Below are 16,099 nucleotides of genomic sequence, written 5' to 3' on the forward strand. Positions count from 1 at the left end.
GATACAAGATAATACATGTTTAGACAAATTATTTTACTTTTTTCACCTCGTAGTGAATATCACTGTCAACTTCATGGTCACTTTTCGGTTCTGTGTGAAAAATAGAAATAATATCTTCTAATAAATCTGATTGAGACTCTAACGCTTTTAAGGATGATTGCAATTCGCGAGTCATAGCTGCATTCGCTTGTGTGGTATTATCTAACTCATTAATTGCTAAGTGTATTTGGCTTACCCCATGGGTTTGCTCATTCGAAGCAAGGGCAACACTTTGGATCATTTCATTGATATTAGATGTGTCTTGTGCAATTGAAACTATATTATCATTTGCATCCGCAGCTAATTGGAAACAGTGATTAATTTTATCGTTTGAATTATTAATTAATAGCTTAATTTCTTTGGATGCCTGAGTACAACTAATTGATAATTCGCGTACTTCATTTGCGACAACCGCAAAGCCCTTGCCATGTTCACCCACTCTGGCAGCTTCTACAGCGGCATTCAATGCTAATAAATTAGTTTGAAAAGCAATGTTATCGATGGTGGAGGTGATTTTACTGATTTCTTTGGAAAAATCGACAATATCATCCATGTTTTCTACAACATCAGAAATAAGTTCATTACTTTTATCAATCGTTACACTCGTCTCGGACATCAATTGACACGATTGGTTAGTGTGGGCCGTATTTAATTTAAAAGAGGAATCGAGCTCTTCGACACTGGCTGCTGTTTCAACAATGGCTGCGGCCTGTTGATCTGCTCGAATAGAAAGGTCGTGATTCATTTGAGTGATGTCACCAAGTTCAACTTTTATATGGTGAGTGTTGTCATAAATATTTTTGACGATATCAATCAGTTTACTTTGCATATTAGACACATGCTGTTTAAGTAACTTGATCTCATATAACCCTTTATTATCAAAGCTGTGATATAAAACGCCTTGGCTAACTTTTTCAATACCATCAATAACTTGGTTTAGTGGGCGAATAAAGAAAAGTTGTAGAATAAATCGAATAAATAGAGCTAAGAGGATAACTATTGAGATAGTAATGATTAAACCAATCAAACTTTGTTTATACAGTTGCTCACTTGCAAGAGCAATATCATGATAACTACTATTTAATTGTTGATGATAACTTACGTAGTTTTTCTCAAATGTATCCTGAAATCCTTGAGTCGGCTGGTTTAAAAAGTCATATGTTTTTCCTTGAACTAGAAAGACTGAAAGTTCATTCAATGCAGCATATAACGCTTTATATGATTTTTCTAACTCAGCAAATTTATCGCTATTTTTGTAGAGTGAGGTGGCAGTGGATGCATCCCAATAATTACCTGTTTCTGCCATTTTTTTATGATAAAACTCGATAAGGCTATCTATGTCAGTATTTGAAGTTTTCATCTTATTGATAATCAACAAATGGCGAGAGCTAGCACGATTTAAAGTATTTCGTGCCTGTAATAAAGACTGCCATGTATTATTCAACTGTGTTTGTTCGTTATAGATAGTATCGAGCTTGGTTAATGTTTCTTGATATTGTTTTAAAGAACTAAAGAAAAACCAACAGGTTGAAAGAAGAAGGGCGATAAGCAGGCCTGAAATAAACCAGACTAGGGTTGTTGTCTTAAAACCAGAAAAAGAGAATTTAGCTGAACTAAAATTAATTTTTTTTAAATTACCAGACATCATTGATTATTTCCTTTCATACCATCGAGTAGTATGTTTGTACGCATACTAAGAACGACTTCTAAACATAACGTTATTAACCATGAGCAAATCGAAGCTGTCCGATAGCTAAAAAGTTATATGTAGTCACGCGAAAGCATCAGGCGTAGGGACTAAGTAAATGTATCGGCACTAATTCTGGATACTTTATATTCAACAATTTGACTTAGCTCATAAAATTGAAAGGGATTAGGCAACTTTTACTGATAACGAGGGAATAAGAGGAAATAATTGTTGTAGATTGCTACCTACAAGAGAGTTAATTTACGAGTGATTTGTGATAATAATAGTCAACGTTTAAAATTTGAGTCTAGAGTGCGGTATGCTTTCTTTATTCTTTAAATGCCTTTTAGGTACTTTAGCCGTATTGATTATTGCACTATTTTCACGTAGTAAAATTTACTATATTGCAGGTTTAGTTCCGTTATTTCCTACATTTGCATTAATTGCTCATGTTATCGTCGTTCAAGAACAAGGAACAGAAGCTCTCAGAAAAACTGCACTGTTTGGGCTCTGGTCTCTCATTCCTTATGCAATGTATTTACTAACGGTATATTTATTAGCAACGAAAATGACCGCTTGGGGAAGTTTAAGTATGGCAACCGCTATTTGGATAATAACAGCGGCAATATTAGTTTATATATGGCAACTCACTCAATAAATAACATAGAGTAAAATAATTAGCTATAAAACATCATAAAACTAAACTCTCTCGATATGCTGACGGCTTAAACATGGTTGGCTATAGTCGCAAAAATTTAAGTATTAACTATAATGATAAGCAATGTTTTCTATTGAGCTGTACCATTAAAATGTTATTAAGAACCCTGGTATTACTGTTAGTTGCTGGCTGTGCGTATATTGCAGGAATTATGACTGAAGTTAAACTTGATGCTGAGTTAGATACTGAAAGCCGAGTGAAAAGTTCTGTCGAAGATTTTCTTGCTTACCCTTCGGCTGCAAATTATAAAAATGTTCAATATTATGTATTGACGAAAAATGAAGAAGGGGATGAAACGGGCTATTATTGCGGTGAAGTCTTTGGTTTTGAAAATGAGTTACCCCATGGCTATAAAAGATTTATCGTTAGGCTTCATAAAAATAGAGCTGGAAAAGTAATGATATCCATTCCTTTTGTAGAAAAAACAGATGATATTATTCCCGCAGAACAATTTGAAGCTGTGTGGGATAGATATTGTAAAAGAAGCTAAATTAATGATAGCTCGTTGAGTTGCTAGCAAAACGAGCGTCACTAATATTAATTTGATTTAACTGCCATCGTCGCTAGGAATGTGGGTAGATAATTGTCAACGACAAAGCGTGGATTAGGTTGCCAGTCCTCTTTAAAGCCTGTGATATGAAAACCTACCTTTATTTGCCCACCAATGAGATCTGTCAGTGAATGACCAAATACAAAAGCTTCTTGCTTTGCCTGCTTTTGTGCTATTTGCTCTACTGATAAAGTAGATAGTTCGGAGTAAGGCATAGTGTAACTTGGCTTTATTATACCTTGTTCGTCATATTGCTTATCTCGTTCCCCAATAAAAACAACAGGATTAAAAAAACTGGATAACAGCCGTCCATTTGGTTTTAAAACACGGTAGCATTCTTGCCAGACAGGGCTAACATCCGGAATATACAGATTAGAAATAGGATGAAATATAATATCAAATGTTTCATTAGCAAACATGTGTAATGATCGCATGTCACCTTGAACAATCTCTAAGGTTAAATTATCTCTTTCTGCCACCATTTTGTCTTGGTCAAGCTGTTTCTGAGAAAAATCAAAAACAGTCACATTTGCTCCTGCTGCCGCGAGTACCGGAGCTTGCTGCCCCCCCGCAGAAGCTAAGCAAAGAATTTTTTTATCTTTTACATTCCCTAACCAAGTATCATCAACAGGAGTTGGTGTTAAATGAACTTGCCATTTTCCCTGTTTGGCATCATTGATAGTTTTGGAATCAACGGGGGTTGACCAAGCAAGTTGTGATTCAGCTTGTTTATCCCATGCTTTTTGATTTGCACTAATGAAATCTGTCATAAAATGACTCCTGTATACAATAATTTGTCACAGTGTAGCAAAAAATAAGCAAATTAAAATAAAAATGTACCAATTGGTACACAATTAACTCCCTACCATTAGATGATATGTGATGCCATTAAATTCAAAGTTAGTGGCATTGCTCATGCCTATTTTTTGATGCGCCATAAGCGATCTGAGATTGTCTGCATTAATAAAGGCAATAGGCTTTCCTTGGTTGTACGAACAAATTTTATCAAAAAGTGATTTGAGAATATTTCTCCCTCGATAATCACTATCGATACAAACAGGACCATAGAACCAGTTGCCTTGTACAATTTCTGCATGCTGTTTAATGATCAAATGTGCTATAGGGGGTAGGGATGAGGAATTAGGGTCAAAGCTAAATACGACAGCGATAATTTTATTTCCATCTCGAGCTACAACGGTAGTCAGACTTCCTGCAAACATTGCATTGACTTTGGCTTGAGGGTATTCACCGAGTAATCCACCTTGTTGAGATTCAGAATTAGATTGCAATAATTGAGCAACAGCAGGACAATCTGGTTGTGTCATTAATTCATATTTAATATTCATTATTACCTCGTAATGATTGCTAAATACGTTTAAATTTATGATATGAAGCGCAGGGGTATTTATGGGAGCACATTGTCGTGTGTTAATTCTAACCTCATAATATCGGTTATTTATTGTTTGTCTATTGAATCAGCATGTTAACTAAATTTTATCCAGTATTCTTACTTATTATTTCAAATGTATTTATGATGTTTGCTTGGTACGGCCATTTAAAGTTCACAACAAAGCCGTTGTATGTTGTTATTTTCTTTAGCTGGTTAATTGCATTGGTTGAATACTGTTTTGCAGTGCCAGCTAATCGGTTAGGGCATCAGTATTACAGTGCGGCTGAATTAAAAACAATGCAAGAGGTGATAACACTCTGTGTTTTTGTTCTTTTTTCGGTATTATATTTAGGTGAAAATTTTACCATTAACCATTTAATTGGTTTTATTTTTATTTTTGCAGGCGCCTTTTTTATCTTTAAGGGGCCATTTTAATGTAAAAAGAGCAGCTTGAACTGCTCTTTTTGGAGAGAACTTAATTTATACCCATCCTTTTTCATGAAACTGCTTTAATATCACAACAAATTGCTGCATTTCTTCGGGGGTTCCTAGTGTGAGTCTATTCCAGCCAATGGCAGGTGGGAATTCACGGCCAACCATAACATGAGCTTCAGCCATACGTTGTTGATAGGTTTTTACGTCACCTTTAACTTTATGGAAAATAAAATTAGCCTGTGATGGGGCATATTCTAACCCAATCTCATTTAATGCTTTTTCTACGATTTTTCTCGAAATATTGTTAGATTTTAGGCTGTATTCAATAAATGATTTATCCTTTAGAGACGCTATTGCAGCGACTGCTCCCGCTGTATTGGTATTATCAATAGATAAAAATTCGTCTACAGCAGCAATAATTTCGGGGGTCGCAACACCATAGCCAACTCTTAAACCTGCTAAGGCGAAAATTTTTGAGAAAGTACGTGTGACAATCAGGTTATTTTGGCCTTTTTTGACTAATTGAATAGCACTCGTAAAATTTGGGTCTTCAACAAACTCGGCGTAAGCTTCATCAACGATAAAAAATGTGTTGTCAGACTCTTTACTCATCCATTTAACCAACTGGCTATAAGGCGTGATCATTGCTGTCGGGTTATTCGGGTTACAAATATAGACCATTGATAAACCGTCAAAATCATTAGCAGCTTTTTCCATTCCTTCTAGATCAAATGATAAATCAGTTTTTAAAGGAATTTTGGTTATCTTAATACCTAATGGCAGAGAATAAAGTTCTGCATAATTGAACGTTGGATCAGGGGTGACTAGTTGAATTTTTTTACCGAGTTTGTTTGCTTTATTTGCCAACATAGCGACAACAGCTTGAATCGTTTCAGATGATCCATTACCCATACTAATGTGCTTATTAGATAAACTGTAGAGCTCACCAATATTATGCTGTAATTCAGCACGAGCGTCATCCGGATAACGAAATGCATTAGGTAACGCTTTGATAATGGCCTCTTTTGCACTCGGTGACATCCCTAATGAATTTTCATTAAAATTCAGCAAGAGAGGTTGTTTTTCACTTGGTATATTTATGTTGTTTGTTTGCGCAATGGCTTGATTAAAAAGTGAGTTAAGTGCAATTCCACCTGCAACTAGTGATGTGGATTTAAGAAACGAACGGCGATCCATAGTTATTCCCTGAAATTATTATCTTTGAAAGTATTAGATTACTCAAAATAGTTCCAAAGTAAATAATTATTTACTTTTTATGATTACTTATTCATCTGGTTAGTTTCTGAACTATTGCAAATTTATCTACGGTAAATAAGAAAAGAAACATGTCATGCCAAGATAGCAAAGTAAGGGGGATCAATTATGGGGGGGTATAACCATTGAAGTCATATAAACAAAAAAGGGTAGTTTATTCTACCCTTGGTAAAAATTATTGGCCTTGTACTGGAAAGTTAGGTGTAATTTCTACAACCGCAACTTTAACCATATATTGTTTACCATTTTCTCCTTTAGGAGCATCTGCAGCAATTTTTTTCAGTGTTTCATCTGGTTGAGTAGTTTGAATTGATGTTGAATACTGCATCATACCACGGTGACGATTTGCATGATTAGAGTGGCGGTAATTATCGCAAGGCCTATCATTATATTGCTGTTGGTTTTGGTACCCTCCGCGGTGCCATGAACCATTACCATCTCCTGGGTAAGCGAATGTTGAAAAACTAATCGCGATTAAACTTGCACTGAGAATTAATGGTTTTAATATATTCATGTTATATCTCCTTTAGATATTTATTGATTATTATTCTGCCATTGGAATTAATTAATTCAATTGAATTTACTTATCTAAATGAATAAACCATAATTCAGTCATGTTTCTTCCTTTATTTTCTCATAATGCAAATCATTTGTTAAATAAATGAATTTTACGTTAAATCGTTATTTTTTTAATTGGTTTTGTTTTGTTGGGTTTCATGGAAGAATTTAGCTAGTTTGCTAATTGATACAATTGATGCTACAGCAATATCTTTATTATAATCCTCACATAAAGCTAATAGTCTATCGATAGCATCTTCTTGTTCAATAGAACAAATATAATCGCCTAATGCATTTATCGCCGCTATTTTAACATCATTGTTGGTACCATGAGTTAGGCTAACAAGGTTTTTAACGATTTTTTCTTTCATAAAAATATATTAAATCAGTCAGGTAGTATATAGGCCAGTATAAAACTAAATAAATAAATAAAAAATGTTTTTTTTATTAATGTTAATTTAATAGATATAGATTGAATCAATAATAACAGGAAGGACATTGGTAATGTTTTCAATTTAAAAAACTAATTTTTATAAAGTAGTGTCAACTGGTTAGGACAAACGTAAATGCGTAAGGCAAAAGCTCAAATTGTTTACTCAAATTGATATAATACATTTATACTAGGTTGAGTTATCATAAAATAGAAAGGGTGATGCGTTGAAACGTATAAAAACAAAATTATTAATTGTATTGCTATTGGCTTTAGGCGTATTTGCATACCATTCTTATACCAGTATTGGTGACTCAGATGTTAAAAATGAAGCGCAAAGCATGGTGGAAAAAAAGCTAGGAAACGCATCAGCGATTGAGTTCAGTGATGTGGATATAGTACAAAAAAGTGAGTTTAAGGAAGGAGAAAGTTATCGGGTTTGCGGCTTATACCGCTTATCGACCCAAGATAGCTCGCTACCATTTGTTGCAAATGTCAGCATTAAAGAAGGGCGTTTTTCTGAGCATGGGCAATTGATTATTAGTGAAACTCCTGAATTACAATTTTCGATTGAACAGTTGTGTGTTAAAAAACAAACCAATTAATAACAAAGCGCTCAAATTTTAGTTTGAGCGCTTTTTCTTTTTTTTAAAATCAAATGATTAAGATTTATTCAAAAGCAGTTCAGTTTGAATCTTACAAGCTGAAATGGAGTCATTTAATGATTTATTGAAGTCAGCTTCATTAGCAAACTTAGATTTATTGCTACGTACGGCGTCAATCGCTGATGTTAGATTTTCGCGGAGGTCTGACTCTACAGTAGCTAATTGCTTGAGGTCGACATTTTCACTTTTCAATTTAGCAATGGTTGATTGGGTTAATTCACTGCTAGTTTTGTCAGTGCTGTATGCTTCACTTAGTGCTTGACCAGTGATCTCACAATAATCTTTGGCTATTTCACTAATATTTAATGGGGCATTATCAGCCATAACAAGGGCTGGAGCCAGGCAAAAAGCCAGTAACAAACGCTTCATAGTCATACCTCTATTTTGCACACAATGAATAATAACTCTATCTGGTACTAGAAAAATACTATAGCAGATTAGGCCTAAAATGGGGGATGACAAAGAGGGTTTTAGCATGATTTCATAAAAAAGAGCCAGTATAAATACTGGCCGCTATAATTAGCAAAAGCAATGTAAATGAAAATTACGTTATATACAGTATCATATAACGGTGTGAGGTAAAGCGATTTTAACTTGTTTTGGTGAAAGTTAAGATTAAGTATGATCTTGATCAGAGTTTGAACCCATATTAGAGGCGTGTTATCGAAATATGGGAGAAATAAAAAATAACCAGCTAGAGGTCAGGTAGACTCATAGCTGGTTTTGTTCATGTAACCTAACAAGGAGATTACTGTTTTAACCAATGGCCATGTTTTAAGACATCTTCGACAAGTTCATGTAAGACAATATGTGCTTCGTTATCATCATGAAAGCCTTTAGTTTGAAAGGTTGTTGGGCCATTATCATGAGTAATCAAAAGATAGCTGCCAGGGTAGACTTCTAAAACACGTGCTTTTAGCTCAGCAATGAAGGATTCATATGATTTTTCAGGGAGCTGAGAAAGTGGGTCATCAGATAACTTGATATTAATTTCCATACGTTAACCTCTTGTCTATAAAATTTAATTAGGCTCAGTTTATTGTTAAGTGAAAGTATAAGCAACTATCTAATTGTGACGATTGTAACGTGATAGGCTTTTTGATTATAAATTAACCTCATTCATTGACTAGATATTCCAAGTAATAATTGAATTAAACAAAAAAAATATTATAAATATTTTTGTTGAGAAATAAGTTAATTAAGATTGAAGCGATGAAATGAATAACGATTTTTTATTTATTCAAGTAACTTACTGGTTAAAATAAATACTGCAAATCAATCATTTGATTTGTTTCTTGCTTAATTATAAAGGATTTTTTCTTGGTTAGGTTTTTCAAGGTGTTATATGTATTTGTTTGTGAACGTCTAACTCGTTTTAATTAAAACGTAATGTAGTTAACGGTAGACGAATCGGAAATTAATTTACATTAAAGAGAAAAAAATATAATTTCTGATAATCATATTAAGATGATTTGGCTTTGGTAAGCTAAACTCCTTTTTTTGGAGTTATGTTTTAAATGTGAGGGTTGATTTTCGATTAATTCAATATTAATCGTTCTAATAAAAAAGGAGTGTAATTTGATAGAATTTATAAACTCACTAACTAATATTATTTGGGGTTCGTTACTTATTTATTTATTACTGGGGGCAGGCCTGTATTTTACGCTTCGATCAGGGTTTATTCAAATTAGGCATTTTGGCCATATGTTTAGTGTCTTAAAAAACAGTAAACAATCTGATAGCGCAGGTATTTCATCTTTTCAGGCACTATGTACAAGTTTAGCCGCTAGGGTCGGTACAGGAAACTTAACCGGGGTCGCAATTGCGCTAACAGCTGGCGGACCCGGTGCTATTTTTTGGATGTGGGTCGTTGCTATACTCGGAATGGCAACATCTTTTATTGAATGTACTTTAGCACAGTTATACAAAACCAAAGATGATAAAGGAAATTATCGCGGTGGGCCTTCATATTATATGCAAAAAGGCTTAAACCAACGCTGGATGGGGGTGTTGTTTTCAATATTTCTGATTATTGCCTTTGGTTTAGTATTTAATGCAGTACAAGCTAATTCTATTGCTCAAGCAACCGCAGTCGCCTTTGATTTCAATCCAATTTATGTTGGCATTGGCTTAGTTTTATTAAGTGGGATTATTATTTTTGGTGGATTGAAATCCATTGCGAGGGTTGCTGAATTAGTTGTTCCTGTTATGGCGTTAGCCTATTTGTTATTGGCATTTTGGGTTGTTGGGCACCATATTGAACGATTACCTGAAGTTTTTATGCTGATAATCCGAAATGCATTTGGTTTGCAAGAGGCAGCGGGTGGTGCTGTTGGTTATGGTGTTGCTCAGGCTATGACACAAGGTATTCAGCGAGGGCTATTCTCTAACGAGGCAGGGATGGGGTCAGCACCAAATGCAGCGGCATCCGCAGCGCCTTATCCACCTCATCCTGCATCTCAAGGATATGTGCAGATGCTTGGTGTTTTTATGGATACCATTGTTATTTGTAGTGCGACCGCAATTATTATTTTGTCATCTGGTGTTCTAGAAAGTGGGATGAATAACATTAATGGCATTGAGTTGACACAACTTGCGCTATCTTCTGCCGTTGGTAGCTGGGGAAGTACTTTTATTGCGATTGCTATCTTCTTTTTTGCGTTTACGTCAATCATTGCTAATTATGCATACGCTGAAAGCAATATGATTTTTCTAGAGAATAACCATACAGCGGGTTTATTTATTTTCCGTTTAGCTGCATTAGGGATGGTGATGTTTGGTGCACTTGCTGAAATGCCATTTATTTGGAAACTTGCTGATTTATCCATGGGGTTAATGGCAATAACAAATCTAATCGCGATCCTTTTATTATCGGGTATCGCTTTCAAACTCGCTAAAGATTATAACCAGCAATTGGTTGCAGGTAAAATACCGACTTTTGATATTAATCAGCACCCTGAATTAAAGAAACAGTTTGAGGAGGGGATATGGGAAAAAGAAGAAGTCGATAAGTGGGTTGAGAAAGAAACATCTCGCTAATATAAAAAACGTAAAGCATAAAATTCTTAGGTGAAAGCCTGAGAATTTTTTTATGAAATATTATCAAGGTTTAATAAGAATAAACGCTTGTTTTATAATTCTTTGAGCTATAAGGTTTTTTAAGATGGTGAAATAAATGTATTATCACAATATATATCATTTTCTAATTTAAATAGCCGAGAGAGTTATGAAATTGAATCAGTACGCCGCAACGCTGTATGGAGTTATTTCAATCTTGTTGTGGAGCACAATGGTAGGACTGATTCGCAGTGTAAGTGAAAATTTTGGGCCTGTTGGTGGTGCAGCATTAGTTTATACAGTCGGTTCCCTTGTGTTAGTACTTGCCATGGGGGTGCCTAAAATAACGAAGTATCCCAAACGCTATTTGCTTTGGGGAACGGTACTGTTTGTTAGCTATGAAATCTGTTTTGTATTAGCGTTAGGCTTAGCCAATAGCCGGCAGCAAGCTATTGAACTTGGTATGGTGAATTATTTGTGGCCAAGTTTTACTATCGCACTGGCTGTATTTTTTAACCGTCAACGTTTCACTTTATTATTAGGATTAGGTTTAGTTTTAGCATTTATGGGGTTGATCTGGGTAATTTCAGGAAATCAACCATTGTCGGTGCAAAGTATTTGGGCAAATATTCAAAGTAATCCACTGTGTTATTTTTTAGCCTTTATTGGGGCTATTGTTTGGTCGTTTTACAGCAATGTCACTAAGCGTATTTCTGGAGGTTACAATGGTATGGTACTATTCTTTATCATGACCTCTATTGGGTTATGGATATTGTATTTTTTCAGTACTCCAACACCGTTTATTATCAATAAAGAAAGCCTGTTATTATTAGTGGTGGCCTCAATTGCGACTGGCGGTGCGAATGCATTATGGACATTTGCGGTTATCAAGGGCAATGTGGCTTTTTTAGGGACACTCTCTTATTTTACCCCAGTTATATCAACTGCATTCGCGTCTATGTTATTAAGCACGGCATTAACGTTAAGTTTTTGGCAAGGTGTGTTAATGGTGACAATGGGGTCGGTGATTTGCTTTTTAGCGACGAGGCAAAAACCAATACGCGGTTAAAAGGTGCAGCGCGTCCCAGATAAGCGCTGCAACAGAAAATATACTGAAGTGAATTTTTGCGGGCTTATACATTAATAAATTTATTAATGGCGACGGCAACGCCATCTTCATCATTAGTTGTGGTCACAAATTTAACCATTTGGCGAATTGGCTCTAAAGCATTGCCCATTGCGACAGAAACACTGGCGTATTGTAGCATTTGGATATCATTATTTTGGTCACCAATACTCATGACTTTGTCAGGTGTAATACCCAGTTTTTCACAGATACATTGCAATGCCGCGCCTTTACTTGAGGTTTTATTTGATACCTCTAGGAAATACGGGCTTGTTCGGGTTAAAGCGTAATTATCGAAGACATTCTCTGGAAGATAACTGATACCAATATCTAATTTCTCTGGATGGTCAATCATCATAAATTTAGTAAATTCCAAAGAAGAGTCCATTTCATTAACGGGGCAATAGATAAGCGGAGTGTGAGTTAAATAAGCATCTGCAACTGTATAGTGACTAATATGGCGGTTTGCCGTGAACATGCTGTTATCCGCAAGAGCATGCATGTGAACCCCGACATTTCTAGCCAGTTCCTCAAAATATTGGAAGTCAGCGAAATCTAACAAATTCTCTGCCAGATGACTGCCATCATTGGCTTGGTGAATGACACTACCATTATTACTGATACAATAGTTATCTGCGGTATTTAAACCTAATTCCCGTAGGTAAGGGGAGATCCCCGAAAATGGCCTACCTGAGGCTAAAATAATATGTACACCTTTTTGTTTGGCTTGAGTGACAGCCTCTTTTACTGCGGGAGATATTTGGTGTTGGGAGTTAAGTAATGTGCCATCTAAATCAATGGCGACCAGTTTGATTGACATCCAATGCCTCCTAAAATGCGTGCTTTCTGCCAATACCTTACTCCAATTATTCAGAATGTAAATTATACAAATAGTTATAATTTTATTCACAATAGAATAATGGGTATTTGATTTGAAATTGAACAGAATACAAGGCAGGAACTCTGTTCAATAGTCGAAGCTTGAAATGACAATGTTTTATAGCATTAGCATGTGAATCAATAGATTAATGCGGCTAAAATATTCTCACTCATAATTATGAATCAAATGAAGCGGTTGCTTCACATCTAATTGAATTTGGTCATTCTGTCTAAAATCAAATGGCGTAATGCCATATTCTTTACGGAACATATAGGTAAAGTGGGATTGTGACCCAAAACCAAAATCCAGAGCGATATCGAAAATAGACTGGCTGCTATTGCGCAGTAAGTTAACCGCACCAGCAAGACGGCGTTGACGGATATATTTACCCAGTGAAATCCCTGTGACTTCTTTAAAGATTTTTTGCATATGCCAAAGTGAATAGCCTGAATAAGCCGCGAGCTCTTCTAAGTGGATCACGCGCCCTAAGTGTTCTTCTATCCATTTACTCAAAGCATAAACAAGTGCTAAGTGGTTATCTTGTGGCATCTCAAATGTTTTCTAGTTTTACGGTAGCAGAAGTATACACAACTTCATTTCATGATGACAAAGGCTGCTTGTGCGGTATTTCCCATTTTTAGGGTAAAAAAAGCACAATCAGAATAAGTTACTGGCCAATAGCACCTAAAATGAGCGGAATTTTTGTAAAAAGAGGTTAATTGCATATTTTCCTCAAATTTGACGCTCTAAATTAGAGTACCATTTATTCTATAAACGCATTACGTGCAATGCCATAAATGATATCTATCATAAAATGGCAGTACCTTAATATTGTAATCATTTGAAAAATAAAATCATCATAGAAATATGAAGGAATTGTCGGTGTTTGGTCGTAAATTAATTATTGCTGTAAGTGCTGTTTTAGCGTGTCTTTTTTTCTATCTCTTAGCGATGGACAACCTGTGTGATCAGGGAGGAGAAAACTTTATTTTTGGTATTTGTCGTGTAACTGACTTGTTACCATTTTGAATTTGCTTTTTAATGCACAATCCATGATATTGAGTTGGGGTAGCTATCCCGCTGTATCATTTTGTTATGTGATGAAAAAAAATAACTAATAGCACCTGCTTTTGGGCCGTAAGATATGGTAAAAACAGCGCCAGAAGAATGTAGTGTTAATAAGAAAATTCAAATAAACTTGTGTCATTATCATTATTTTGGACGATAAAAAGCAAGTAAGAGGACGAAAGGGTAAAGTTATGGCGCAACAGCAACAGACGCTAAAGCGGGGATTAAAAAACAGGCATATCCAATTGATTGCTTTGGGAGGCGCTGTTGGTACAGGGTTATTCCTTGGAATAGCAACAACCATACAAATGGCAGGGCCATCGGTTTTACTTGGCTACGCACTGTGTGGGGTTATTGCTTTTCTTATTATGCGCCAGTTGGGAGAAATGATTGTTCAGGAACCTGTCGCGGGTTCGTTTAGTCATTTTGCATTTAAGTATTGGGGTGGCTTTGCGGGTTTTCTCTCAGGGTGGAACTACTGGGTCATGTTTATCCTTGTTGGGATGACAGAACTCACCGCCGCAGGTAAATATATGCAACATTGGTGGCCTGAGCTCCCGATATGGGTTTCTGCTGCGGTATTTTTTATTGCTGTGAATGCGGTTAACTTGGTCAATGTGCGCTCTTATGGGGAAACGGAATTCTGGTTTGCATTAATCAAAGTCATTGCAGTGGTTGCTATGATTATTTTTGGTTGCTACTTACTGCTCAGCGGTCATGGCGGCCCACAAGCGAAAGTCAGTAACTTATGGGAATATGGTGGTTTCTTTGCTAATGGCTTTAATGGGCTAATAATGGCTTTGGCAATTATTATGTTTTCATTTGGGGGATTAGAGCTTGTCGGTATTACCGCCGCAGAGGCAGAAGACCCAGATAAAAGCATTCCAAAAGCGATTAACCAAGTTGTATACCGTATCTTAATTTTTTATATTGGCTCGTTAGCGGTATTACTCGCATTATATCCTTGGGTTGACCTTGATGGCAAAACAAGCCCATTTGTATTAATTTTCCATGAATTAGGGGACTTACTGGTTGCTAATTCATTGAACGTTGTCATTCTAATCGCTGCGTTGTCGGTGTATAACAGTGGGGCTTACGCGACAAGCCGTATGTTATATGGCTTGGCACAACAAAGTAACGCACCTAAATTTCTTGCGAAAGTGAATAAAGGTGGCGTTCCCGTCATGGCTTTATTGGTTTCAGGTATTGCGACTTCTGGCGGGATTTTAATTAACTTTGTGATGGAAGGTAAAGCTTTCGAATTGTTAATGTCATTGGTCGTGACAACGTTAGTTCTAAACTGGATTATGATTTGTGTTTCAAATTTGAAGTTCAGAGCAGCAATGAACAAACAAGGTGTTGAAACGAAATTTAAAAGCATTTGGTATCCATTTGGGAACTATCTGTGCTTAGCATTTTTACTGCTGATTTTAGGGATCATCCTAACAATGGACGGTTTGCGCATTTCAGTATTAATTATGCCATTATGGATAGCAGTTCTATGGGTTGGATACCAATTCTCAGGGGCTAAAAAACAAGACTTAGCCAAAAGCCAACAATTAAGTTAGATTTGGTTTTTTCTTATAATAAAAAGACCGGTGGGAATACCCGACCGGTCTTTTTATACTGCGATGAAGTCGTTAGGTCACCATTGCCAACGTAGCCAAGCAAATAATACGTTACCGTTATTATAAGTCCCTGGAATATAAGTGGCTTGCAGCGAAAGCTTGTCATATTCCACTGATACTAGCGGGAGCGGTGCTGGGATTGGAATATAGTACATATCCCTACGGGCAGTGACACTCAGAGTGAAACCTGCTCCCATGCGAAAACCATCAATGTCCCCTGGGATCCACATTTTTTGGAATGCATAACCACCAATTGGCTCCCAATCATTATGTGAATCTTTAAATGCCATTGCATAGATAGCATGCCAGTCATTGTCTTCATCATAACGATATTTACCAAGGCCAAAACCCCAAGGTCGCTCGTTATACTCATCCGTTTTTTTCTTGTCGTACATTGCACGGTTGTGCCAAGTCACCGCTGGAACATATAACTCATATTTGTCAGAGTCCCATGTGGTACTGACATTATTTTTAAATTTATCCCATAAATTTGCCGATTGTTCTTGCGCAACGGCAGGCGATGATATGCAGATTGAGGCGCTCATGAGTAGCGAAGCACCTACAGCCAACTGTATGTTTTTATAAACTCTCAT

19 protein-coding genes are annotated in these 16,099 nt (G+C 36.1%); 8 read left to right on the forward strand and 11 right to left on the reverse strand.

Annotation, left to right across the window (positions count from 1 at the left end):
• Window positions 1–28 precede the first annotated feature (28 nt).
• A complete protein-coding gene (locus P3L37_RS08620; protein ID WP_272667372.1) occupies window positions 29–1,687 on the reverse strand; it encodes a methyl-accepting chemotaxis protein in 1,659 nt (552 codons plus the stop codon).
• A gap of 358 nt (window positions 1,688–2,045) precedes the next feature.
• On the opposite strand from P3L37_RS08620, the gene P3L37_RS08625 reads away from it, so the two are divergent.
• Both P3L37_RS08625 and P3L37_RS08630 read left to right on the forward strand, forming a co-directional pair.
• Complete coding sequence (locus P3L37_RS08625) at window positions 2,046–2,384, forward strand: GlpM family protein (protein ID WP_109912413.1); 339 nt, start codon at window positions 2,046–2,048, stop codon at window positions 2,382–2,384.
• A 73-nt stretch (window positions 2,385–2,457) separates the two neighbouring features.
• On the forward strand, window positions 2,458–2,934 hold the full coding sequence (locus tag P3L37_RS08630) for a hypothetical protein (RefSeq protein WP_004911484.1): 477 nt from the start codon (window positions 2,458–2,460) through the stop codon (window positions 2,932–2,934).
• 47 nt (window positions 2,935–2,981) lie between these two features.
• On the opposite strand, the gene P3L37_RS08635 is transcribed toward P3L37_RS08630, so the two are convergent.
• Window positions 2,982–3,764, reverse strand: coding sequence for a class I SAM-dependent methyltransferase (locus P3L37_RS08635; protein ID WP_109912414.1), 783 nt, complete (start codon window positions 3,762–3,764; stop codon window positions 2,982–2,984).
• 84 nt (window positions 3,765–3,848) lie between these two features.
• Complete coding sequence (locus tag P3L37_RS08640) at window positions 3,849–4,340, reverse strand: N-acetyltransferase (protein ID WP_109912415.1); 492 nt, start codon at window positions 4,338–4,340, stop codon at window positions 3,849–3,851.
• Window positions 4,341–4,474: 134 nt separating this feature from the next.
• Here P3L37_RS08640 and P3L37_RS08645 point away from each other — a divergent pair, with 134 nt between their 5' ends.
• Window positions 4,475–4,819 carry a DMT family protein gene (locus P3L37_RS08645; protein ID WP_109912416.1) on the forward strand — a complete coding sequence of 115 codons (345 nt, stop codon included), beginning with the start codon at window positions 4,475–4,477 and terminating at the stop codon, window positions 4,817–4,819.
• A 45-nt stretch (window positions 4,820–4,864) separates the two neighbouring features.
• Here P3L37_RS08645 and P3L37_RS08650 read toward each other — a convergent pair whose 3' ends face one another.
• The 3 genes from P3L37_RS08650 to P3L37_RS08660 form a co-directional block, all read right to left on the reverse strand.
• The gene (locus P3L37_RS08650) at window positions 4,865–6,016 is read right to left on the reverse strand and encodes a pyridoxal phosphate-dependent aminotransferase (RefSeq protein WP_004911470.1); all 1,152 of its coding nucleotides are present in this window, start codon (window positions 6,014–6,016) and stop codon (window positions 4,865–4,867) included.
• Window positions 6,017–6,269: 253 nt separating this feature from the next.
• Window positions 6,270–6,608 carry a hypothetical protein gene (locus tag P3L37_RS08655; RefSeq protein ID WP_004911469.1) on the reverse strand — a complete coding sequence of 113 codons (339 nt, stop codon included), beginning with the start codon at window positions 6,606–6,608 and terminating at the stop codon, window positions 6,270–6,272.
• Between the two features lie 175 nt (window positions 6,609–6,783).
• Complete coding sequence (locus P3L37_RS08660) at window positions 6,784–7,023, reverse strand: HEAT repeat domain-containing protein (protein ID WP_004911467.1); 240 nt, start codon at window positions 7,021–7,023, stop codon at window positions 6,784–6,786.
• 286 nt (window positions 7,024–7,309) lie between these two features.
• Here P3L37_RS08660 and P3L37_RS08665 point away from each other — a divergent pair, with 286 nt between their 5' ends.
• Window positions 7,310–7,687: a hypothetical protein gene (locus tag P3L37_RS08665; protein ID WP_109912417.1), complete on the forward strand. Its 378-nt coding sequence runs from the start codon at window positions 7,310–7,312 to the stop codon at window positions 7,685–7,687.
• 57 nt (window positions 7,688–7,744) lie between these two features.
• Here the strand turns inward: P3L37_RS08665 and P3L37_RS08670 are convergent, their stop codons facing one another.
• Window positions 7,745–8,116, reverse strand: coding sequence for a hypothetical protein (locus tag P3L37_RS08670; protein WP_109912418.1), 372 nt, complete (start codon window positions 8,114–8,116; stop codon window positions 7,745–7,747).
• A gap of 379 nt (window positions 8,117–8,495) precedes the next feature.
• Entirely contained in the window at window positions 8,496–8,744 is a 249-nt protein-coding gene (locus tag P3L37_RS08675; protein ID WP_004253462.1) for a DinI-like family protein, read from the reverse strand.
• Window positions 8,745–9,325: 581 nt separating this feature from the next.
• On the opposite strand from P3L37_RS08675, the gene P3L37_RS08680 reads away from it, so the two are divergent.
• Together P3L37_RS08680 and yddG are read left to right on the forward strand one after the other, a co-directional pair.
• Complete coding sequence (locus P3L37_RS08680) at window positions 9,326–10,786, forward strand: alanine/glycine:cation symporter family protein (RefSeq protein ID WP_110731981.1); 1,461 nt, start codon at window positions 9,326–9,328, stop codon at window positions 10,784–10,786.
• Window positions 10,787–10,973: 187 nt separating this feature from the next.
• Complete coding sequence (yddG, locus tag P3L37_RS08685) at window positions 10,974–11,873, forward strand: aromatic amino acid DMT transporter YddG (protein ID WP_109912420.1); 900 nt, start codon at window positions 10,974–10,976, stop codon at window positions 11,871–11,873.
• 64 nt (window positions 11,874–11,937) lie between these two features.
• Here the strand turns inward: yddG and yidA are convergent, their stop codons facing one another.
• Both yidA and P3L37_RS08695 read right to left on the reverse strand, forming a co-directional pair.
• A complete protein-coding gene (yidA, locus tag P3L37_RS08690) occupies window positions 11,938–12,750 on the reverse strand; it encodes a sugar-phosphatase (protein ID WP_109912421.1) in 813 nt (270 codons plus the stop codon).
• A 225-nt stretch (window positions 12,751–12,975) separates the two neighbouring features.
• Window positions 12,976–13,359 carry a helix-turn-helix domain-containing protein gene (locus P3L37_RS08695; RefSeq protein ID WP_004911441.1) on the reverse strand — a complete coding sequence of 128 codons (384 nt, stop codon included), beginning with the start codon at window positions 13,357–13,359 and terminating at the stop codon, window positions 12,976–12,978.
• Between the two features lie 333 nt (window positions 13,360–13,692).
• Between P3L37_RS08695 and mgrB the strand changes: the two genes are divergently transcribed.
• Complete coding sequence (mgrB, locus tag P3L37_RS08700; protein WP_004911439.1) at window positions 13,693–13,839, forward strand: PhoP/PhoQ regulator MgrB; 147 nt, start codon at window positions 13,693–13,695, stop codon at window positions 13,837–13,839.
• Window positions 13,840–14,069: 230 nt separating this feature from the next.
• Complete coding sequence (locus P3L37_RS08705; RefSeq protein ID WP_109912423.1) at window positions 14,070–15,446, forward strand: amino acid permease; 1,377 nt, start codon at window positions 14,070–14,072, stop codon at window positions 15,444–15,446.
• A gap of 77 nt (window positions 15,447–15,523) precedes the next feature.
• Here the strand turns inward: P3L37_RS08705 and pagP are convergent, their stop codons facing one another.
• On the reverse strand, window positions 15,524–16,099 hold the full coding sequence (pagP, locus tag P3L37_RS08710) for a lipid IV(A) palmitoyltransferase PagP (protein WP_109912424.1): 576 nt from the start codon (window positions 16,097–16,099) through the stop codon (window positions 15,524–15,526).

It is taken from the genome of Providencia sp. PROV114 (assembly GCF_032704305.1).
GTDB classification, from domain to species: domain Bacteria; phylum Pseudomonadota; class Gammaproteobacteria; order Enterobacterales; family Enterobacteriaceae; genus Providencia; species Providencia rettgeri.

What these genes read in the sequence shown, in the direction of transcription:
- P3L37_RS08620 (WP_272667372.1), bottom strand. Translation starts at nt 1,687, where the DNA reads ATGATGTCTGGTAATTTAAAAAAAATTAATTTTAGTTCAGCTAAATTC.
- P3L37_RS08625 (WP_109912413.1), top strand. Translation starts at nt 2,046, where the DNA reads ATGCTTTCTTTATTCTTTAAATGCCTTTTAGGTACTTTAGCCGTATTG.
- P3L37_RS08630 (WP_004911484.1), top strand. Translation starts at nt 2,458, where the DNA reads ATGGTTGGCTATAGTCGCAAAAATTTAAGTATTAACTATAATGATAAG.
- P3L37_RS08635 (WP_109912414.1), bottom strand. Translation starts at nt 3,764, where the DNA reads ATGACAGATTTCATTAGTGCAAATCAAAAAGCATGGGATAAACAAGCT.
- P3L37_RS08640 (WP_109912415.1), bottom strand. Translation starts at nt 4,340, where the DNA reads ATGAATATTAAATATGAATTAATGACACAACCAGATTGTCCTGCTGTT.
- P3L37_RS08645 (WP_109912416.1), top strand. Translation starts at nt 4,475, where the DNA reads ATGTTAACTAAATTTTATCCAGTATTCTTACTTATTATTTCAAATGTA.
- P3L37_RS08650 (WP_004911470.1), bottom strand. Translation starts at nt 6,016, where the DNA reads ATGGATCGCCGTTCGTTTCTTAAATCCACATCACTAGTTGCAGGTGGA.
- P3L37_RS08655 (WP_004911469.1), bottom strand. Translation starts at nt 6,608, where the DNA reads ATGAATATATTAAAACCATTAATTCTCAGTGCAAGTTTAATCGCGATT.
- P3L37_RS08660 (WP_004911467.1), bottom strand. Translation starts at nt 7,023, where the DNA reads ATGAAAGAAAAAATCGTTAAAAACCTTGTTAGCCTAACTCATGGTACC.
- P3L37_RS08670 (WP_109912418.1), bottom strand. Translation starts at nt 8,116, where the DNA reads ATGAAGCGTTTGTTACTGGCTTTTTGCCTGGCTCCAGCCCTTGTTATG.
- P3L37_RS08675 (WP_004253462.1), bottom strand. Translation starts at nt 8,744, where the DNA reads ATGGAAATTAATATCAAGTTATCTGATGACCCACTTTCTCAGCTCCCT.
- yddG (WP_109912420.1), top strand. Translation starts at nt 10,974, where the DNA reads ATGAAATTGAATCAGTACGCCGCAACGCTGTATGGAGTTATTTCAATC.
- yidA (WP_109912421.1), bottom strand. Translation starts at nt 12,750, where the DNA reads ATGTCAATCAAACTGGTCGCCATTGATTTAGATGGCACATTACTTAAC.
- P3L37_RS08695 (WP_004911441.1), bottom strand. Translation starts at nt 13,359, where the DNA reads ATGCCACAAGATAACCACTTAGCACTTGTTTATGCTTTGAGTAAATGG.
- P3L37_RS08705 (WP_109912423.1), top strand. Translation starts at nt 14,070, where the DNA reads ATGGCGCAACAGCAACAGACGCTAAAGCGGGGATTAAAAAACAGGCAT.
- pagP (WP_109912424.1), bottom strand. Translation starts at nt 16,099, where the DNA reads ATGAGAGTTTATAAAAACATACAGTTGGCTGTAGGTGCTTCGCTACTC.